The sequence below is a fragment of the Bombilactobacillus bombi genome, from assembly GCF_013607485.1.
Taxonomy (GTDB): Bacteria; Bacillota; Bacilli; order Lactobacillales; family Lactobacillaceae; genus Bombilactobacillus; species Bombilactobacillus bombi_A.
On record NZ_SCHP01000002.1, the window covers coordinates 12,757 to 32,649 of the forward strand.

The window sequence follows — 19,893 nt, forward strand, 5'->3', positions numbered from 1 at the left end:
AATAAAAGGGCGGTATATGAGACTCGAACTCATGTATGCCGGTGCCACAAACCGGTGTGTTAACCAACTTCACCAATACCGCCAAAATAGTTAACAGGGATAGTAGGAATTGAACCCACACTGACGGTTTTGGAGACCGTAGTTCTACCTTTAAACTATATCCCTATTAAAATGGAAGGGAGTGGATTCGAACCACCGAACCCGAAGGAGCGGATTTACAGTCCGCCGCGTTTAGCCAGACTTCGCTACCCTTCCATAAATGGCGCGGGACAGAATCGAACTGCCGACACATGGAGCTTCAATCCATTGCTCTACCGACTGAGCTACCGAGCCATTATACGGTCCTAACCGGACTTGAACCGGTGATCTCCTGCGTGACAGGCAGGCGTGATAACCAACTACACCATAGGACCAATTGCGGGAGAAGGATTTGAACCTACGACCTTCGGGTTATGAGCCCGACGAGCTACCAGACTGCTCCATCCCGCGATAATATACAACTTCAAGACCCCGCAAAATCTAGTGGACCTTGTAGGACTCGAACCTACGACCGAACGGTTATGAGCCGTTTGCTCTAACCAACTGAGCTAAAGGTCCGAAATAGCGGCGAAGGGGATCGAACCCCCGACCTCCCGGGTATGAACCGGACGCTCTAGCCAGCTGAGCTACACCGCCACAATTAGCAGAATATATATGCTAATCGGGAAGACAGGATTCGAACCTGCGACCCCCTGGTCCCAAACCAGGTGCTCTACCAAACTGAGCCACTTCCCGATAATGCACCCAGTAGGAGTCGAACCTACAACCTTCTGATTCGTAGTCAGACACTCTATCCAATTGCGCTATGGGTGCATATTCATTATAATGCCGAGGACCGGAATCGAACCGGTACGGTAATCACTTACCGCAGGATTTTAAGTCCTGTGCGTCTGCCAGTTCCGCCACCCCGGCAAAATAATGAAAGCGGAAGACGGGATTCGAACCCGCGACCCCCACCATGGCAAGGTGATGTTCTACCACTGAACTACTTCCGCATTTTGTAAAACTGCTTTCACAGTAAATGAGTCGCGTGGGGCTCGGACCCACGACCCACGGCTTAAAAGGCCGTTGCTCTACCAGCTGAGCTAGCGACTCAACAATCATCAGGTCAACCTGACGACTGTTTAATTATAACAATTTAAAAATGAAAATTCAACTAAAAATAATATTTTACACAATTTTTCAAAAATTATTTATCCTCTGGACGTAAAGTGGGGAATAAAACTACGTCGCGAATAGAAGGCGCATCTGTTAGTAACATTACCAAGCGATCCACACCAATACCTAATCCCCCCGTAGGCGGCATGCCATATTCAAGGGCTTCTACGAAGTCTTCATCAACACTTTCTGCTTCATCATTACCAGCTGTTCTTTCTGCTGCTTGCGCTTCAAAGCGTTGACGCTGATCTATCGGGTCATTTAATTCAGTAAAGGCATTTGCGTACTCATTACCTAAAATAAACATTTCAAAGCGGTCGACAAAGCGCTCATCTTTTTCACTTTTTTTAGCTAGGGGTGAAATTTCGATAGGATGACCATAAATAAATGTTGGTTCTTTAATTGTATCTTCAACGAATTCTTCAAAAAAGGCATTGATAATATGGCCAACTTGCCAATAATCTTCATAGTGAACATGATGTTCATCCGCCAATTTTTGTGCCTGTTCTAAGCTCATTTGCGGCCAAAAGTCAACCCCTGTAACTTCTTTAATAGCATCGACCATATGAATACGTTTAAAAGGTTTAGATAAGTCTACTGGCTGTCCCTGATAAGTAAATTGTAAGGTTCCCAAAGCAGCCTGTGCCGCATACCGAAAAATTCCTTCAGTTTCTTGCATTACATCTTCAAAATTAAAATAGGCACTATAAGTTTCTAGCTCAGTAAATTCCGGATTATGCTTGGTGTCAATACCTTCATTTCTAAAAACGCGTCCCAATTCATAAACACGTTCCATTCCCCCAACAATCAAACGTTTTAAGTGGAGTTCCAAGGCAATACGTAAATATAAGTCAATATTTAAAGCATTATGATGGGTAATAAAAGGCCGTGCTGCTGCTCCTCCAGCTTGACTGTGTAAAACTGGGGTCTCAACTTCTAAAAAGCCATTTTCATCTAAATATTTGCGAATGGCTGCAACTATTTTGGTGCGTTTGATAAAGCGATCAAAACTATCCTGATTAGCAATTAAATCTAAATAACGTTGACGGTATTTTTGCTCAATATTGGTTAAGCCATGATATTTATCAGGTAAGGGCCGCAAAGCTTTAGTTAATAAGGTGACATGTTCAGCTTTGACTGTCAATTCGCCCATATCCGTTTTCATAACTGAACCTTCAATGCCGTAAATATCGCCTAAGTCAGCTTTTTTAAAAATTTGATAGTTGTCATCACCGACGGTATCCTTACGTACGTAAATTTGGATTTTGCCGGAGCGATCCTTAATGTCAGCAAAACCAACTTTACCTTTTCCACGCTTAGACATCATCCGACCAGCAATTTTAACCATAGCATTTTGATCGTTAATTTCATCCTTATCTAACGCACCATATTTTTCATGTAATTCTTGAGCAGTTGCAGTTCTTTGATAGCGATGCCCGAATGGGTCAATCCCCTTTTCTCGTAAATCTTCCATTTTCTGGCGTCTAACGCGCAGTTGATCATTCATTTCTTCTTCATTTTTAGCCATACAAATATTTCCTCCTTTAAAAAATTTATTTAGTTAATAATTTTATCAGCAAATTTATCTAATAACTGATCTACTTCTTGTTGTGTAGTAACTTCATTAATAGCTGCTTTAGTACGAGCTGAACGAGGGATGCCCTTCAGATAATAAGACGCCTGCTGCCTAAATTCTGGAACACCAATCCGTTCACCCTTAATTTGTACTAAACGTGCTAATTGTTTTTTAGCAGTTTGAATTTTTTGAATAGGCGTAGGCTCTGGCAACAATTCTCCAGTATCCAGGTAGTGGGCCATCGCCTTTAAAGCCCAAGGATTGCCAATTGCGCCGCGCGCAACCATAACAGCATCTGCCCCCACTTCCTCAATCATTTTTTTGGCATCTTGAGGAGTACGAATATCACCATTACCCATAAATGGAATACTTAAATGTTGAGCTACCTCATGCAATAATTCCCAATCAGCGTGGCCACTATACATTTGGGCACGCGTACGGCCATGCATGGCCACAGCATCAGCACCACCTTCTTGAGCCGCTAGTGCATTTTCCACAGCTAAGATATGATCTTGATCCCACCCAGTTCGCATCTTTACGGTTAAGGGCTTATCAATATTAGCCTTAAGAGCTTTGACTAAGTCATAGATACTATCGGGGTCTAAAAGCCAATGCGAACCAGCACCAGTTTTAACAACTTTTTTAACTGGACACCCCATATTAATATCAATAATATCAGCTTGAGTTTGTTCTGCAACATATTTTACAGCCGGCACTAATGTTTCTTTAGAACCGCCAAATAACTGAATACTGATGGGATGTTCCTGTTCATTAACATAGAGCATTGACAAAGTTTTTTTATTTTTATATAAAATTCCGCGATCGCTAACCATTTCGCACACAACCAAGCCGGCTCCAAATTCTTTGGCTGTCATCCGAAAAGAATAGTTGGAAATACCCGCCATAGGTGCAACTACCACCTGATTAGGAATTGTAACGTTACCTATTTTCCACTTCATTAAGTTCTTCCTTTCTCGTGGTGCTAGTTAAATACATAATAGCAAATCCACGCCCTAAGTTGCAATTACTTCTTCGTAATAATTTGCTGCAAATCAGCAGCACTAAACTGATACTTACGCCCACAAAATCTGCAAACCGTCTCAATTTCCTGCTGTTGCTCCAGTAAGGATTGAAGTTCCGAAGACGGTAATGATTGTAATGACTTAATAAAACGTTGTTTAGAACAGTCACAATTAAAAGCTACTGGTAAAGTTTGTAAAAATTTTACATTTGTTTGTGGAATAATCTTCTTTAAAATTATTTCGGGAGTATCTTTTTTGGTGAATATCCGTTTTAAATTAGGCAATTGCTGCAGTTGTTTACTAAGTTGTTCACTGTCATTAAGAGGGGTTCCAGGCAAAGCCTGAATTAAAAATCCACCAGCACTAGTTACACCATTTTTTTTGTTTAATTTGACCACAAGTCCCATAGCCGCAGGTATTTGTTCAGATTTAGCCAAGTAATAAGAATAGTTTTGCGCAATGTTGCTGCTAATTAAGCCCACTTTACCGGTAAAAGGTTGAGCCAGCTTTTGATCTTTTGTAACACTTAACATTCCTTGATTACCAATAGCGGAAGCAAGATCTACAGCAGCTAAGCCAGGGACCGAATTTTGTAAATAGCCTTTGACCTGGCCTTGAGCATTGCCATCAGCAATAATAGCACCCAAGGGTCCATTACCGACCAAGCGTGTAGTCATCATTTCCTCATTTTTTAATAAGGAAGTACTCAATAAAAGAGTAGCAATCAAGCTTTCACCTAAAGCCTCGGTTGCTAAAGGTGAAGTATGATGAAGCTTTTGGGCTTCTTCCACTAATTTTGTTGCTTTTACAACATAAACTCGAAAATTACCCTGATTAACGAGGGCTTTAACTAAATAGTCTTTCAATCTTAACTTCCTTTTCACAAATTTTTATAGTCATAAAGAAAGGATCTAGGATAAAATTTTTATCCCAGATCCCTACTATTATTAAATAAAATAATTAATTAGCTTAACATTATTTAAAAACCACAACTCACCAGAACATGCTCATTTTAGCTAATGTCAAGGATTAAACGAATCCTTGACATTCCAACCTTTAAAACTATGAGTATTCAATAAATACTATTCATCATCTGAAGTTGGTTTATCTTGATCATCATTGACGTCATCTGGCTGACCTTCTGGATATTCAGTCGTTGTCGGTGAAGATTCAGCCTCACTACTATGACCTTCTTGTGCCTGCTTACGTTCATCACGCAATTGAGCAAATTTCTTAGCTTCTTCAAAAGTCGAAGCTTTTTCTGAAGGAAATTCTTCCTGATTAGTTATAGGCATTTTCCCAGTTTTATATAAACTTAAGATTTGCTTTTCATCTAAAGTTTCATACTTCAACAAGGCCTCAGCGATTGCTTTATGTTGTTCACGATGACTTTGAATGATATCAACAGCAGTCTTATGAGCTTCATCCAAAATTTTTCGAATTTCATCATCGATGACAGTAGCAGTTTCTTGAGAATAATTAGGTTGCCCATAAGCTCCAACGGGTGCTCCGCCTTTTTCTAGCTGAACCATGCCTAAGCGCTCTGACATTCCATATTCCGTAACCATTGCCCGCGCAATTTGAGTAGCTTGCTCAAAGTCGTTAGATGCGCCTGATGATTGACTATGGAAAATAATTTCTTCGGCAGTCCGACCACCCATTAAACCTGCTACTTGTTCCATAAGATCTTTTTTAGTTAAAAGACTTTGGTCTTCTTTAGGTAGCATAATCGCATAACCGCCAGCTCGGCCACGAGGGATAATAGTGACCTTGCGCACTACCCGCGAATCGCTTAAAACTACACCGATAATAGCATGACCTGCTTCATGATAAGCAACCATTTTCTTCTCTTCAGGAGAAATAATTCGGTCTTTTTTGGCTGGCCCAGCAATGACGCGGTCTTCAGCCTCATCAATATCCGCAGCATCAATTTTAGTTTTATTACGTTCAGCAGCTACTAAAGCAGCTTCGTTTAAGACGTTCTCTAAGTCCGCTCCTACAAATCCAGGAGTTTGTTGAGCAATTACTTTTAAATCAATATCGTCGGCTAAAGGCTTATTTTTAGCATGAACTTTTAAGATAGCTTCGCGGCCCTTAACATCAGGCTGTCCTACTAAAATCTTGCGGTCAAAACGTCCGGGACGTAACAAAGCAGGATCCAAAACATCAGAACGGTTTGTCGCAGCAATGACAATAACCCCTTCTTTACCAGTAAAACCATCCATTTCAACTAACAATTGATTTAGGGTTTGTTCCCGTTCATCATTGCCGCCGCCGGTTTTACCATTGCCCCGTTGACGCCCAATAGCATCAATTTCGTCAATAAAAATAATAGCCGGAGCATTCTTTTTTGCATTTGTAAATAAATCACGCACTCTTGAAGCACCAACACCGACAAACATTTCAACAAAGTCTGAACCGGAAATGGAATAAAATGGCACTTTAGCTTCACCAGCAACAGCACGTGCTAATAAAGTTTTACCAGTTCCGGGAGGTCCCTCTAGCAAAACACCTGAAGGTATCCGCGCCCCTAAAGCTAAATACTTACGCGGATCTTTTAAGAAATCAACTACTTCAACTAACTCTTGTTTTTCCTCTTCAGCACCAGCTACATCAGAAAAACGTACTTTATTCTTTTTAGGGTCTACCGGCTTGGTCTGGGACTTACCAAAACTCATAATCTTACCGGCTCCACCGCCGCCTTGACCAGCTTGGCTCATCATCGAATAGAAGAAGAAGAAAACTATTAAGAATGGTACCACAGTAATAGCTAAATTAAGCCACATACCATTTTGTGACTCTTCATGAGTATTCATTTGGGTTTTAGTTTGCTGAGCCGCCTTGCTAATTTGCTGTAAAGAAGCATCATTAGGCAAAACTGTTGCAGAAAATTGCTTAGAGCTATTAGCTTGACTGGATCCACGGCCAAATAGACTCAAACTATTAGCAGAACCCTTAGTTTTTTCTGCTTTTTTCAGGTTACCAGTAACCTTATAAACACCGTTGGAAGGCTGAACAGAAAAGTCTTTCACCTTATTATCACGTAATCGCGCAATAAATTCGCTGGAAGACAGGTTTTCAACTGCTGAAGAACCCTGACCGCCAACAAACCAACTAGTTGCCAAGATTAGTAATATAAAAATAATGATATAAAACAGACTGTTATTTTTCAGTCCATTTCGATTATTTTTCAATCTAATTTTCCTCCACGTACATGACTTATATATATGTTAACACAATACCACAATAATTTATTTGCTTCTATAAATAAACTTCAGGTTTTAAGACCCCAATGTAAGGTAAATTACGATATCGCTCTTGATAATCCATACCGTAGCCAACAATAAATTCATCAGGACAACTCAACCCCACATAGTCCGCCTGAACGCTTTGATTACGATGAGCAGGTTTATCAACTAAGGAGACAATTTTAATGGAATTAGCCTGTCGGGTGGCGAATAAATCCATCAATGCCCGCAAGGTATTACCAGTATCAATAATATCTTCCACAAAAACAATATCACGACCCACTACCGAAACATCTAAGTCCTTAATAATTTTGACATCCCCAGAAGAAGTGGTTCCGCCATGATAACTGGAAACATCCATAAAGTCAATTTCTACGCTATCTGGTATTTGGCGGACTAAATCAGTCAAGAATAAAATGGCACCTTTTAATAAACATACAAATAGAGGATTTTTTCCTTGATAATCTTGGGCTAATTGTTGGCCTAAGCGCTGATTAGCTGCAGCAATATCTTGGGGAGTAAATAATATTTTTTGAATATCTGATTCCATGCTCATTTTTGTTCTCCTATTATAATTTCGAATAAATACGGTGTCGGATAAATTTGATAGCGATAAACACCCGGTACCCAAACAATTTCACCATCAAAAACTACTAACCACAGTTGATTCCGCTGCTTTTGTGGGATCTTTAAATCAATCAACCGCTGCTTTAATTTCTGATGTTGCCCATTTAACAAGCGGATCCGATCTCCCGGCCGTCGAGGGCGCACAATTATTTGTCGGGGTAAATGTTCGAAATAAAAAGTATGATTATTTTCTCGAACGGACTGTTTTATTGTAATCTTTTGTTGCTGATTTGCAAAGACCGTTTGATTTAATTTTAAATTAATTGCTGAAACTTTTTGCAATGAGTGGTCAAATTGTTGAATTATTAAAAGTTGATAACTTTTTTCTAGAATCCACTTATGAGCTAATGTTAATTGACCTTGAGCTCGATTTAATAATTGCTCTAGTTGCTCTAGTTGCCGTGCCTGCAAATCCAATTCCAAATGGCGGTGCAAAACAGATTGAACAAATAAGACAACTGCCTGAGAGCTAAGGTGGGTTAAGGATGATAAATTAATTTTAACTGTCTTAGCTGACACAATGACAGCCTGTTGGCTTAACTGCTGAAAATAATTTTGGGTTATCTGCTGCAATACTTGATTTTGCTGGGCAAATACCGTCCAATGCTGCTGCAGCCGCGGATTTTCAGACTTGAGCAACGGAATCACCTGATTACGCAAACGATTGCGCAAAGTAATATCTGTAAAGTTGGTCTCATCAACTGCAAAATCAATCTGTTGACGCTGTAAATAATTAATTAACTCAGTTTTAGAAAAAGCTAATAAGGGCCGAATAATCTCCCCCACTTGAAAAGGTCGACGAACTGCAATTCCTGTGCTTTCCCAGATACTGCCGCTGCGAATCAACTTCATTAAAATAGTTTCTATTTGGTCATCACCTTGATGAGCTGTCACTAACTTATTTAAATGCTGTTGTTGCATAATTTGTGCAAAAAATTTATAGCGAAACTTACGTGCCTGCAATTCCATCCCCGTAATCGGAGCTGGATGCTGCCAAATTGTCGTGTAAAAAGGCAGTTGGTGTTGCTGGCAAAAATGTTGCACCAACTGTACTTCATTGACACTTTGAGCTCTCAAGTCAAAATCTACGGTAGCTACAGCTATACGAATGCCTAAAGTTGTCGGTAAATGAAGCAATAACGCCAACAATGCCATCGAATCACTGCCGCCCGAAACAGCAACTAATACGCGGTCATTAGCTTGAAATAAATGCTGCTGCTGCACTTGCTGTATAAATTTAATTTCTGTTTGATCCATATTAAATTATAATAAAAAGGTTCGAGCTTAACTCGAACCTAACCGCGACGACCGCCACGGCCACCTCTTTTTCCTTCAGTATTTTTCTTTAATGTAGAGAGCCGATCTTGGCTTTCTTTCATAAAATCAGCCAACAAATCATCAAAGCCTTCAGTAATTGGCTTCTTAGCTGCTGGTTTATGCTGATGGTGATTATTACTGGTGTTTTTCGAAGCTGGGGCTTGTGCTTGTTTCATAGACAAAGCAATTTTACCGTGATTATCGCCCACTACTACCGCAGTAATAATATCACCCACCTTTAACTTATCGTGGATATCTTTAACATAGTCATTAGAAATCTGGCTAATGTGTACCAGACCGCTTTGACCATTACCAATATCAACAAAAGCCCCGAAATCTTTTATTCCGGTAACTTTACCTGTTACTTTTGTTCCTACTGATACGGTCATATTACTTACCTTACTCCTTAAAAATTAAGATTTTTGTTTGACTCATTCGGTATATTATAAATAATTTCACCATCATGCGAATAATTAAAACGATAACGGATTAAATTATCTAAATATTCTGGATCGTGTAGTTGGTGGATCTGATTGCGCAAATCCGTCCGCTGAGCTCGTGCTTGACGCAATTTGTGATGTTGTTGAACTAATTGAGTACGGGTTTGTGCATTAATCTGGTGAGCTTGATAAAGCTGTGAACCTAACAAAGCTGCCACCCCACCTAAAACTAAAAACAGAGCACTTAGTCGCCGCTGATGTACTTGACGCACTCGTTGTTTAAACTTTTTTTCAGCAGATAAATCATTATTATTTATATTTATCGAACGGACATTGTTTAAACGCTGAACTTGTGGCAACTTTATCCCCCCTCAAAAAGCTCCTAAGTTGAGTATAACAACAACAATATTAGCTGTCCAGGGTATATTGGGGTATTTACAGCGATTAATCTAGATTTTTATACATATCAGCAGCCGCGGCTTTTTTAACATTTTCCGCAACTTGCAAAACTTCTACATTCACTGTTTTATCACCATAATGGATAGTAATCCGATCACCAACTTGCACATCGGTAGAAGACTTAGCCACTTTATTGTTAATTTCAATTCGCCCTTTATCAGCAATTTCTTTGGCTAATGTTCTTCTTTTTACTAATCTTGAAATTTTTAGATATTTATCTAAACGCATTATGTTCTCCTAATTTATTTAAAATCCAATTACCGCCGGGAATTAAACGCCATTCCTGCAAAGTAAACAATTGCCATCGATAACTTAAAATTACCACAAAACCTACTGCTAATGCAATACTAATCAGCACTTCCCAAATTGATGTAAGCCGCTGCAGCGGTTCAATCAACCGCCAGCAATAATTCATTCCCCAAACTAAAACTGCTAATGCAACCAATAATTTACTTAGTTTTAAGAGAAAATGATTTGCGAATAAACACTCTCGCAATAAGGGCGGAGAATTATAATGGATTCCCACTGCTAGAACTATACTGGCAATTAAAGTGGATAAACTGGCTCCTAGTGTTCCATAGGTTTCAATCAGCCAGCAATTGCCAACTCCTTTTACAATTAAGGCAAACACTAAAATACTAAAATTTAATTTTTGTTGATGTTGGGCCTGCATAATTGTATTAGTAATTACCGCATAAGCAATAAAAATTACTGCTAAAACATAAATAGAAAGTGTTCCACTTAACTGGGCATCTTTAAACAAAAAAGTGTTAATCTGGGGCATTAAAGTAGCCATTCCCACCGCACAACAAGCTGCTAATGCTAATGCTACATGCAAAATTTGGCTGATAAGCGGCCACTGCTGAGAAGGTTTTTTATCAACTAGTTGGGGCAAAATTGAAGTAGCAAAAGCCACAGCTATTACAATTCCTAATTGCGCGAGCGGTTGGGCCCGATCGTAAATCCCCTTTAATATTTGTGGGTGAGGCCAATGATAATGAATAAGCAGTTGAACCATAGTAAACGAATCAATTGTTTGCAATAAAACTAAAAGTGCTCCAAATAAACTCAACAATAAGCCGTCAGTTAAAAAACGTCTTCCTAGTTGATACCAAGTATCTATAGTGACAGGAAAATTATCAGCCGGAGGAAGATGAAAACTTAGTAAAATAATAATTGCCATTACAGCCGCAATCGTCGCTCCCGCATGGGCCCAAGTACCCATTTTGTAGTAATCTGCACGCCAGACAATTGCAGCAGTAATAATAATACCTACTCGAATAATCTGTTCCATTACTTGCGAGATTGCCGTCGGCAACATTTGCAGATGGCCTTGATAAATACCGCGATAAACTGCTTCAATTGGTGCTAATAAATAAAATCCTGCTAAAACTAAAATTAAGGGTGCTAAACGCCTATCGCCCATCAAAATTGCTAATTGCGTTGCATTAACTCCCAATAATAGAGCACCCACTACACCTAATAGGAAAGCTGCTCTTACTAAAAGCCGCTGACTTATGAATGGATGCTTTTTATTTTCCGCTATTATCTGTGAAACAAACATTGGTAAACCTGTTAAAGCCACAGCAGTACATAATCCATAAAGCGGATACACTTGCTGATAAACGAAAAAGCCCCGATTACCAACAAGATTTTGTAAGGGTACTCGATAAAAAGCACTTAACACTTTCGTAATTAAAGAAGAGGCTGACAATATCCAGGTTTGCTGAAATAAAAATTGGCTTTTTTGTTTTGTCATAAGCTACCGTTTTTAACCTTCAGCAAAGCGGCTTGAGCCCAATGCTCTAGTACCTTATTGAGCTGTTGTAAATAATCTTTTTGCTCTTCTGGATCAAATGTAATAATGAAGTAGCCATGCTCATTAGCCACTTGGGCTTTCATAGAAGTTAACGATAAATCTTGGAAAATTTGTTCGCCCGATAAATATTTATTGGCTTGTGGGCTAAAGGTTAGCTGCAATTTTTGCCCTTGTTGTTTAATTTTGTCAATTAGTGCTTGGTCTGCTAATAACTTCAATCTAGTTAAAATTAAAAGATTTTTCACTTCTATTGGATATTTGCCAAAACGATCATGAAATTCCTGCTGTAAATCCATCAATTCGTCTACAGAATGCACTTGACGCAAACGTTTATACATTTCAATTTTTTGGCGCTCATCAGTAATGTAACTAGCAGGAATATATGCTTCTAGATTTAATTGAACTTGCGCATCAGTTTGGGGATGCTGTTGTTTTTGACCCCGTTTTTTATCCACAGCTTCTGCCAGCATTTGAGTATACAAGTCATAACCGACAGAATCAATAAAGCCGTGCTGCTGTTTGCCTAAAAGATTCCCAGCACCGCGAATTGCTAAATCACGCATAGCAATTTTAAATCCGGAGCCTAATTCCGTGAAGTTTTTAACGGCTTCTAAGCGCTTTTCTCCAACTTCACTAAGTGTCTTATCTTTGCGATACATAAAATAAGCGTAAGCTACACGGCTGGAACGGCCCACTCGCCCTCTTAATTGATAAAGCTGTGATAAACCATATCGATCGGCATTTTCTACAATAAGGGTGTTAGCATTAGAAATATCTACACCCGTTTCAATAATGGTAGTGGTAACTAAAACATCGTAATCGCCATTTAAAAAATCACTCATGACTCCTTCTAATTGAGCTTGGGTCATTTTACCATGAGCAACCGCAATATGGGCATCAGGTACCAGTGAAGCCAACAAATTAGCAGTTTGTTCAATGTCCTCTACCCGATTATGCAAATAAAAAACTTGGCCGTTACGATTTAATTCCCGTTCAATGGCACTGCGAACTACATCATAATTTTGCTCCATTACAAAAGTTTGAATAGGATAGCGATTGGGGGGAGCTGTCTCAATAACCGATAGATCCCGGACACCAATCATGGACATATTTAAAGTCCGTGGTATTGGCGTAGCTGTCAAGGTCAAGACATCAATTTGAGATTTTAATTGTTTTAGACGTTCTTTATGTTTAACTCCAAAACGCTGTTCTTCATCAACAACCAGCAATCCTAGATCCAAAAATTTCACATCTTTAGATAATAATCGATGAGTTCCAACTACGATATCGATTTTTCCCGTTTCTAATCCCTTTTTAACTTCCCGCTGTTGAGCCGGTGATTGAAAACGAGTCAGAATTGCTGCTTCGACAGGAAAACCAGCAAAACGCTCTTGCATCGTTTGAAAGTGTTGCTGGGCTAAAATCGTCGTAGGAGCCAAAAAGGCAACTTGCTTGCCGTCATTAATAGCTTTAAAAGCTGCTCGTAAGGCGACTTCAGTTTTGCCAAAGCCCACATCACCAACCAATAAACGATCCATTGGGTGAGGGCTTTGCATGTCACGCTTAACTTCAGCAATACTGCGGGTTTGATCAGGGGTTTCCACATAAGGAAATTGCGCTTCAAATTGATTTTGTAAATCATCATCCTCAGAAAAAGCATATCCTTTTTCTGCTTCACGTTTAGCGTACAACTGTATTAACTCATCAGCAATATCTTCAATATTTTTCTGAACTCGCTGTTTGGTCTTATGCCACTCTGTGCCCCCTAATTTATTTAATTTGGGAGCTTTACCTTGAGCCGAGACATATTTTTGTACCATATCTAATTGCGTGACTGGAATAAATAACTGACCTTGGTCACGATATTGAATTGTAATATAGTCTTGATGTTTGCCGTCAACTTCTAAAGTTTTAATCCCTAAAAATCGTCCAATACCATGATTAACGTGTACTACATAATCACCAGGCTTTAAGTCCGTATAACTCTTTAAGCGTTCGGCATTATTCATGTTCGTTCGCGTATGGCGTTTTTTAGGTTGTTTATTAAAGAGTTCTTTTTCAGTAATTACAACTAAACGTTCATCTGCCAATTCAAAACCCGTGTGCAAACCACCAGTTACTAATTGAGTTTGGCCGCTCTTAATATCTGTTAAGCTGCTAGTAATCGCCTCAATACCAAAATCGGCTAAGGTTTGCTGCATTTTTTGCAAACGGGCTGGTGCACTAATCAAAAGAACAATTGTTGACTGCTGTTTTTGCCAGCGCTCAATTTCTACTTTTAAAAGGGGCAAATTACTAAAAAATTGCTGAACTGAACGACTTGTAACATTCAACAACTGCTGCAAGCGTAAATGTTTAGTATTTCGCTGAAATATTGATAAAAAGACTTGGCTTTGCGGAATTGCTGCTAAGGCTTGTGCTAAAGTCCAACGAAAGGACAAATCCGGTAATAGTTTGCCAGTTTCAAACTGGCCACTAAACCAAGCCGAGTTTTCCTCTTCATTAGCCCGATCTTGTTCTTGAATGCGATCATAATCATCAAAAACCACACTACCCTGGTCGAAAAGATAATCAGTTAAATGGGCCGGCTGCTCATACAAAAAACTAACATAGGAGGCAAGATTATCAATCCGCTGGCCAGCCAAAAAACTATCAATATCCGCTTGATAATTATTTTGCAAAGCTTGGACAATTTGTTGGTCTTTGACTTTTTTTAAATGTGCTTGTAAATGCTGTTGTACTTTTTTACCCACAACCTGTAAATTTTCTGGGCTAATAATCTGATCACTAGCAGGACCTACAGAAATTTGGGTAACCTCATCTTGACTACGTTGAGTGTCTGGATCAAGGCTGTGGATTGCTTCAATTTCATCACCAAAAAAATCTAAGCGCCACGGATGTTCACTAGTTAAAGGATATATATCAAAAATATCACCTCTAATAGCGAATTCTCCCGGACTCGAAACTAAAGAATCACGCCGATAACCCATAGTTATCAGTTGTTGAGGCAGTTGTTGCAAGGAATAATCTTGGCCAACTTGAAAACGTAAATGATTTTGATCAAAGCTCGCTGCTGGTGGCAAAAAATACTCTAAGCCAGCTACAGAAGTTATAACAATTCCAGGCTGCTCTTGCCGCAAAAAATCCAGAGCTCGTAATCGCTGACTAAGGGACTCAGGCGAACTAACAGCAATTTGAGTAGCGATCGAAGCTTCTAATAAAAAAAGCTGCACTTGCGAATTAGGCAAAAGCTGCTCTAAGTCATCAGCCAGCTGAGTAGCATGATAAGAATCTGGTTCTATAACTAAAACGGGTTGTTGCTTTCTAATCACTAAATCCGCTAAGAATAATGTTTTTGCCGATCCAGTTAAGCCTGTCAACATCTGCTTAGTATTTGGCGCTAGCTGTTGAATAAAAGTTTGCAGCTGCTTATTTTGGTTTAAACAATCAATTAATTGCAATTTATCCTCCTAAATTAATTGAATCGATTCATGGTTTGAGCAAAATCATTATTTTCAACCCAATCTTCAACAGCTGAAGCTGCTTGATCAATACCGCTTAAGGCTAACGGTTGTTCGGTTGAATTAAAGGGAGTCAATACCCAATTAACTACTTGCTTTCTAGCAGGATGGCCAATGCCAATTTTGACACGTTTAAAAGTATCACTGCCTAAAGCAGCAATAATACTTTTTAATCCGTTATGCCCTCCAGCAGATCCCTTTTGGCGTAATCTAATTTTTCCAATGGGCAAATCTAAATCATCGTGAATAATTAGAATTTCTGCTGGTTGGATCTGATAATAACTCATGAGCATTTTAACTGCATAACCAGAATTATTCATAAACGTTAAGGGCTTTACTAAATAGATAGTTTCACCTTGATATTTAAAACGAACGTCTAATGCAGAGAACTCTTCTTTCTTAAGCTCAACTTGATAATGCTGGGCTAATTGATCAATTGTCATAAAACCCATGTTATGTTTTGTATGGTCATAACTTTGACCTGGGTTACCTAATCCAAAAATTGCTTTCATTAAAGTATCATCTCATTATTTAATTTTTATAAATTACTAGTATTTAAACTACTAATGCTTATTATACTAAATTATCGCTTGTCGATTATAACACAATTTCTAATCAAAATAGAATATAAGTCATATATTTGTGAAAATTTTCGCAAATATAATTGAAATTTTCAAATAAATAAAGCGTTTCCACTATCTTATTTAAATAATCCATGATAAAATAAATTTGTAAAAAGTTATTTAATTTTGAAGGGAGCAATACTAATGACCAGTATTACTGATAAGAACCATACTAAAGTTATCTTAGTAGGTGACGGAGCTGTAGGATCCTCTTTTGCTTATGCCATGACTTTACAAGGTGTTGCGAATGAAATTGGAATTGTTGATGTTGTGAAGGATAAAACTCGTGGGGATGCACTGGACTTAGCTGATGCCACACCCTTAAGTTATCCAGCCCACATTTATGCAGCAGACTACAGCGATGCTAAAGATGCTGATATTGTTGTTATTACCGCAGGAGCTCCACAAAAACCTGGTGAAACACGCTTAGATTTAGTTAATAAAAACCTTAAAATCATCAAATCTATCGTTCAACCAATTGTTGAATCTGGCTTTAATGGTATCTTTTTAGTCGTAGCTAACCCAGTTGATATTCTAACCTATGCAACTTGGAAACTTTCTGGCTTTCCAAAAGAACGGGTTATGGGCTCTGGTACTACTTTGGATACATCTCGTTTACACAAATTCGTGGCACAAGAACTAGATATTGATCCCCGCTCCGTTCATGGCTATATGTTAGGTGAACATGGTGATAGTGAATTTGCTGCTTGGTCACACTTAACTGTTGGTAGTTTGACCATGTCAGAACTGCAAAAAGTTTATCCACAATTTACAGACGAAAAATTAGCCGAATTAAACGATACCGTTGTTAATGCTGCTTATGAAATTATTAATACCAAAGGTGCCACTTATTATGGTGTAGCTACTGCAGCTGCTCGGATTTGTCGAGCAATTTTAAGAGATGAAAATGCAGTCTTATCCTTATCAGTTTACATGGATGGTCAATATGGTGTTAAAGACCTATTCTTAAGTTCCCCAACAATTATTAATCGTAATGGTGTTCGTCAAACCTTAGAAGTACCGTTAAACGATGATGAAAAAGAAAAAATGGCTAAATCAGCAGCTCAATTAGCTAAAGTAGCTAAAGATGGTTTTTCAGCTGCAGGCATTGAATAATCACTAATAAATCTTAAAATCAATTCTTAAATAAATATTTTACCTTCAATAAAACAGGTGCTGGAACACATAATGTTCCAGCACCTGTTTTTATTAAGCAGCCTAAATTACAATGCTTAATATGCTGTTTTATCAAATACAACACGACTTAAAATTATTAACTCCGCAGCAGCTAAAATCAATAAAATTATAAAAGCATGATAGCTGCCCTTAGCTGTAGCAGAAGCAATATTTACATGTCCTTGAGTTTGACTCTGCGCAATAACAGCTGCCACAATAGAGGTTCCTGTAGCACCAGCAAATTGTTGTAATGTTGTTAAAATGGCATTACCATCAGCCTGTTGATCAACAGACAAATTTTGGAGTCCATTAGTCATAATATTTCCAAAAGCAAAACCACATCCTGCCATGTAAAGCAAATAAATAACAAGAATTAAATATGAACTAAGATGACGGCTAAAAATCGTAAATAACAATAAGGAAATAAAAGCTAAGCAAGTTCCCATTAAAATAGGTTTGCGAGCACCAAATTTATCAAGAATTTGGCCGCTAAAAGGAGCTAAAATAGCTCCTAATGTCGCACCCGGTAAAACTATTAGCCCTGCAATAGTTGCTGACTCGTGATTAACTAATTGAATGTAATTAGGCAAAATAAAAGAAATCCCTAAACTACATAATTGAAAGAAAAAATAACTTACAGCATGACCACTGAATTTCAAATTTTTCAATACATCTAAATTTAAAATTGGCGTAGCTATTCGATTACGATATATCAATAAAATCAAGCCACATAAGCCTATCATCCATGCACCTAAAACTTCAAAACTAATTAGTTTTTGAGAACCAAGGTTACTAAAACCAATAATTAATCCACTAAATAATATAATAATACTAAATAAACTCAAAATATCTAGTGGGGTTCTCTTAATCGTATTAACTTGTTTTATTGAATATGATCCTAAAATTAATGAAATTATCAAAATAGGAAGCAATAAAATAAAAATATAACGCCATCCAAGACTATTAACTATCAAGCCACCATAAGTTGGGCCAATTGCTGGAGCAATAGCTGTAATTAATGAACCAATTCCCATCATTAAACCAATTTTTCTAGCAGGTATCTGCTCTAAGATAATATTAAACATTAACGGTAAAGCTAAACCTGTTCCGACACCTTGAACCATTCGTCCAATTAATAAAAGTGCAAAATTAGGCGTATAGGCGTCTATAATTACTCCTAGCATAAACAAAATATTTGCGGCAAAAAAGAGCATCTTATTTGAAAAATTTTTCTTTAAAATTGCCGATAATGGAACTACTATTGCTACTACTAATAAACATCCGGTAGTCATCCATTGAACAGTAGAGGTATTGACATTAAATTCTTTCATTAAAGTAGGAAAAGTTATATTCATTGCTGTTTCCACAATAACTCCACAAAAAGACATCAATCCAGCAGCTATAATAGCCGCTATAATCTTAAATGTAATTGGTTTTTCTGACATTTTTCCACCTACATATTTATATAATAATTTAAAATTTTTTCAAAATTTTCCAATTCACTCTTTGAAAATTTTTCTTGTAATTGTTGTTCTTGCCGTTGCATATATTGTCCAACTATGCCTACTAATTTTTCACCCTTGGTAGTTAAAAATACAGCTTTTTGACGGGCATCGATTATTGACGTTTGTCGTTTAATAAGTTGCTTTTTTTCCATTCTCTGCAAAATTAAAGTTGCCGTGGAGCGGCGAATATTAAATTCATTCTCTAAATCACGTTGAAGAACTTCTGTAGTCTCCCGCCCTAAATGATCAATAATTGACATTTGCGTTGCTGTTAAACCATAGTGACGAGCAAATTTATCAAAATTTTTAGTTAACTGACGCCCAGCAATCTTTAATAGACGTCCAGTATCATTATTCATTGACTATTATCTCCTTTATTCGGTAGTTAACTAACGATTTTATCAAATAACTTAATCCTACTTTTAACTTTTGTCAACAGTAATTTCTGCGTACGATAAAATTTCCATGCTAAAATGGATAAAGAGGTGGCGGATATGATAATAAATTTACTTTTTGCTATTAATGATCATTATTTACAGCATCTAAAAACTACATTATGGTCGATTCATTGCAACACTAAGCCAAACATTGAATATCATATTTATGTACTACAACAACCACTTTTGCAACGAAATTTAGAGTTAAAAAAATTTTGTCAGCAGCTACACATGCAGTATTATCCTATTATTATTAATGATCCTGAATTCTTTGCAGAAGCCCCTGTCTCGAAGCGTTATCCCCTGACGATTTATTATCGACTTTTAGCACACCACTATTTACCAACTCACTTACAACGGATTTTATATATGGATGCTGATATTTTGTGCATCAATGACTTTTCACAACTATATCAACTTGATTTAGAAAATAATTACTATGCAGCCGCTATACACTCTGGCCTAACTGACCTTACTAATGTATTTAATAAAATGCGTTTAGACACTTACGAGAGTGATGGCTATTATAACTCTGGCTTATTATTAATGAATCTACCCTTGATCCGCCAACATGTCCATGCAGAGGAAATATTTCAAACTATTAAAAATTTTGGCAAATTCTTTTTACTGCCCGACCAAGACATTTTAAATACTCTTTATAGCAAGCATATTTTGTCAATTCCCGATGAAATTTATAACTATGACACCCGTAAAAAATTAATTTATGAAACTACTAGTGGTGGGCAATTTAACCTTAATTGGACTATTGAAAACACCGTTTTTTTACATTATTGTGGGAAGGATAAACCCTGGCAACTCAGTTATAAAGGCAACTTTCGAGAATTATATCTTCACTACCAGCACCAAATGTTAAACCTAACAACTTATTAATTACAATCTTCACATGAAACCATTTACAATCAATT

At 37.8% G+C, this 19,893-nt stretch carries 16 protein-coding genes and 13 tRNA genes; 2 read left to right on the top strand and 27 right to left on the bottom strand.

What is annotated here, in order from left to right; genetic code table 11:
- Positions 1 to 8 precede the first annotated feature (8 nt).
- The 25 genes from EQ827_RS00860 to pth all read right to left on the bottom strand — a co-directional run bounded on the left by EQ827_RS00860 (position 9) and on the right by pth (position 15,738).
- Positions 9 to 82: transfer RNA gene (locus tag EQ827_RS00860), tRNA-His, on the bottom strand.
- Between the two features lie 12 nt (positions 83 to 94).
- Positions 95 to 165 (bottom strand) — tRNA-Trp (locus EQ827_RS00865).
- A gap of 7 nt (positions 166 to 172) precedes the next feature.
- Positions 173 to 255 (bottom strand) — tRNA-Tyr (locus EQ827_RS00870).
- 5 nt (positions 256 to 260) lie between these two features.
- Positions 261 to 333: transfer RNA gene (locus EQ827_RS00875), tRNA-Phe, on the bottom strand.
- Positions 334 to 339: 6 nt separating this feature from the next.
- Positions 340 to 413: transfer RNA gene (locus EQ827_RS00880), tRNA-Asp, on the bottom strand.
- 2 nt (positions 414 to 415) lie between these two features.
- Positions 416 to 489 (bottom strand) — tRNA-Met (locus tag EQ827_RS00885).
- 34 nt (positions 490 to 523) lie between these two features.
- Positions 524 to 597 (bottom strand) — tRNA-Ile (locus tag EQ827_RS00890).
- A 4-nt stretch (positions 598 to 601) separates the two neighbouring features.
- Positions 602 to 675 (bottom strand) — tRNA-Met (locus EQ827_RS00895).
- Positions 676 to 700: 25 nt separating this feature from the next.
- Positions 701 to 774, bottom strand: a tRNA-Pro gene (locus EQ827_RS00900).
- A gap of 4 nt (positions 775 to 778) precedes the next feature.
- Positions 779 to 852, bottom strand: a tRNA-Arg gene (locus EQ827_RS00905).
- 13 nt (positions 853 to 865) lie between these two features.
- Positions 866 to 951, bottom strand: a tRNA-Leu gene (locus EQ827_RS00910).
- Between the two features lie 11 nt (positions 952 to 962).
- Positions 963 to 1,034: transfer RNA gene (locus EQ827_RS00915), tRNA-Gly, on the bottom strand.
- A 27-nt stretch (positions 1,035 to 1,061) separates the two neighbouring features.
- Positions 1,062 to 1,134 (bottom strand) — tRNA-Lys (locus EQ827_RS00920).
- Positions 1,135 to 1,228: 94 nt separating this feature from the next.
- Complete coding sequence (gene lysS, locus EQ827_RS00925; RefSeq protein ID WP_181189097.1) at positions 1,229 to 2,725, bottom strand: lysine--tRNA ligase; 1,497 nt, start codon at positions 2,723 to 2,725, stop codon at positions 1,229 to 1,231.
- 29 nt (positions 2,726 to 2,754) lie between these two features.
- Positions 2,755 to 3,732 carry a tRNA dihydrouridine synthase DusB gene (gene dusB, locus EQ827_RS00930; protein ID WP_181189098.1) on the bottom strand — a complete coding sequence of 326 codons (978 nt, stop codon included), beginning with the start codon at positions 3,730 to 3,732 and terminating at the stop codon, positions 2,755 to 2,757.
- Between the two features lie 65 nt (positions 3,733 to 3,797).
- The gene (gene hslO / locus EQ827_RS00935; protein ID WP_181189099.1) at positions 3,798 to 4,661 is read right to left on the bottom strand and encodes an Hsp33 family molecular chaperone HslO; all 864 of its coding nucleotides are present in this window, start codon (positions 4,659 to 4,661) and stop codon (positions 3,798 to 3,800) included.
- 216 nt (positions 4,662 to 4,877) lie between these two features.
- The gene (ftsH, locus tag EQ827_RS00940; RefSeq protein WP_181189100.1) at positions 4,878 to 6,989 is read right to left on the bottom strand and encodes an ATP-dependent zinc metalloprotease FtsH; all 2,112 of its coding nucleotides are present in this window, start codon (positions 6,987 to 6,989) and stop codon (positions 4,878 to 4,880) included.
- Positions 6,990 to 7,056: 67 nt separating this feature from the next.
- Complete coding sequence (gene hpt / locus EQ827_RS00945) at positions 7,057 to 7,593, bottom strand: hypoxanthine phosphoribosyltransferase (protein WP_181189178.1); 537 nt, start codon at positions 7,591 to 7,593, stop codon at positions 7,057 to 7,059.
- A gap of 2 nt (positions 7,594 to 7,595) precedes the next feature.
- Positions 7,596 to 8,927: a tRNA lysidine(34) synthetase TilS gene (gene tilS / locus EQ827_RS00950; RefSeq protein WP_181189101.1), complete on the bottom strand. Its 1,332-nt coding sequence runs from the start codon at positions 8,925 to 8,927 to the stop codon at positions 7,596 to 7,598.
- Positions 8,928 to 8,965: 38 nt separating this feature from the next.
- Positions 8,966 to 9,376, bottom strand: coding sequence for a S1 RNA-binding domain-containing protein (locus EQ827_RS00955; RefSeq protein ID WP_181189102.1), 411 nt, complete (start codon positions 9,374 to 9,376; stop codon positions 8,966 to 8,968).
- Positions 9,377 to 9,393: 17 nt separating this feature from the next.
- Positions 9,394 to 9,786 carry an FtsB family cell division protein gene (locus tag EQ827_RS00960; protein WP_181189103.1) on the bottom strand — a complete coding sequence of 131 codons (393 nt, stop codon included), beginning with the start codon at positions 9,784 to 9,786 and terminating at the stop codon, positions 9,394 to 9,396.
- Positions 9,787 to 9,871: 85 nt separating this feature from the next.
- Positions 9,872 to 10,114, bottom strand: a complete 243-nt coding sequence (locus EQ827_RS00965) for an RNA-binding S4 domain-containing protein (protein ID WP_181189104.1) — start codon at positions 10,112 to 10,114, stop codon at positions 9,872 to 9,874.
- On the bottom strand, positions 10,101 to 11,645 hold the full coding sequence (locus EQ827_RS00970) for an oligosaccharide flippase family protein (protein WP_181189105.1): 1,545 nt from the start codon (positions 11,643 to 11,645) through the stop codon (positions 10,101 to 10,103). The genes EQ827_RS00965 and EQ827_RS00970 overlap by 14 nt, the downstream gene beginning before the upstream one ends.
- Entirely contained in the window at positions 11,642 to 15,166 is a 3,525-nt protein-coding gene (gene mfd, locus EQ827_RS00975; protein WP_181189106.1) for a transcription-repair coupling factor, read from the bottom strand. The genes EQ827_RS00970 and mfd overlap by 4 nt, the downstream gene beginning before the upstream one ends.
- A 14-nt stretch (positions 15,167 to 15,180) precedes the next feature.
- Positions 15,181 to 15,738, bottom strand: a complete 558-nt coding sequence (gene pth / locus EQ827_RS00980) for an aminoacyl-tRNA hydrolase (protein ID WP_181189107.1) — start codon at positions 15,736 to 15,738, stop codon at positions 15,181 to 15,183.
- Positions 15,739 to 15,993: 255 nt separating this feature from the next.
- Here pth and EQ827_RS00985 point away from each other — a divergent pair, with 255 nt between their 5' ends.
- On the top strand, positions 15,994 to 16,965 hold the full coding sequence (locus EQ827_RS00985) for an L-lactate dehydrogenase (RefSeq protein WP_181189108.1): 972 nt from the start codon (positions 15,994 to 15,996) through the stop codon (positions 16,963 to 16,965).
- A 116-nt stretch (positions 16,966 to 17,081) separates the two neighbouring features.
- Here EQ827_RS00985 and EQ827_RS00990 read toward each other — a convergent pair whose 3' ends face one another.
- Positions 17,082 to 18,470 carry an MFS transporter gene (locus EQ827_RS00990; RefSeq protein WP_181189109.1) on the bottom strand — a complete coding sequence of 463 codons (1,389 nt, stop codon included), beginning with the start codon at positions 18,468 to 18,470 and terminating at the stop codon, positions 17,082 to 17,084.
- 8 nt (positions 18,471 to 18,478) lie between these two features.
- Positions 18,479 to 18,889 (bottom strand): MarR family winged helix-turn-helix transcriptional regulator, encoded by a 411-nt coding sequence (locus EQ827_RS00995; RefSeq protein WP_181189110.1) that lies wholly within the window; start codon positions 18,887 to 18,889, stop codon positions 18,479 to 18,481.
- Positions 18,890 to 19,015: 126 nt separating this feature from the next.
- On the opposite strand from EQ827_RS00995, the gene EQ827_RS01000 reads away from it, so the two are divergent.
- Entirely contained in the window at positions 19,016 to 19,858 is an 843-nt protein-coding gene (locus EQ827_RS01000) for a glycosyltransferase family 8 protein (RefSeq protein WP_181189111.1), read from the top strand.
- Positions 19,859 to 19,893 lie beyond the last annotated feature (35 nt).

Bases quoted from the DNA above. Each gene is read 5' to 3' on its own strand.
- dusB (WP_181189098.1), bottom strand. From the start codon at position 3,732: ATGAAGTGGAAAATAGGTAACGTTACAATTCCTAATCAGGTGGTAGTT.
- pth (WP_181189107.1), bottom strand. From the start codon at position 15,738: ATGAAAGCAATTTTTGGATTAGGTAACCCAGGTCAAAGTTATGACCAT.
- EQ827_RS00965 (WP_181189104.1), bottom strand. From the start codon at position 10,114: ATGCGTTTAGATAAATATCTAAAAATTTCAAGATTAGTAAAAAGAAGA.
- tilS (WP_181189101.1), bottom strand. From the start codon at position 8,927: ATGGATCAAACAGAAATTAAATTTATACAGCAAGTGCAGCAGCAGCAT.
- EQ827_RS00990 (WP_181189109.1), bottom strand. From the start codon at position 18,470: ATGTCAGAAAAACCAATTACATTTAAGATTATAGCGGCTATTATAGCT.
- lysS (WP_181189097.1), bottom strand. From the start codon at position 2,725: ATGGCTAAAAATGAAGAAGAAATGAATGATCAACTGCGCGTTAGACGC.
- hpt (WP_181189178.1), bottom strand. From the start codon at position 7,593: ATGGAATCAGATATTCAAAAAATATTATTTACTCCCCAAGATATTGCT.
- EQ827_RS00995 (WP_181189110.1), bottom strand. From the start codon at position 18,889: ATGAATAATGATACTGGACGTCTATTAAAGATTGCTGGGCGTCAGTTA.
- EQ827_RS00955 (WP_181189102.1), bottom strand. From the start codon at position 9,376: ATGACCGTATCAGTAGGAACAAAAGTAACAGGTAAAGTTACCGGAATA.
- EQ827_RS00970 (WP_181189105.1), bottom strand. From the start codon at position 11,645: ATGACAAAACAAAAAAGCCAATTTTTATTTCAGCAAACCTGGATATTG.
- EQ827_RS00985 (WP_181189108.1), top strand. From the start codon at position 15,994: ATGACCAGTATTACTGATAAGAACCATACTAAAGTTATCTTAGTAGGT.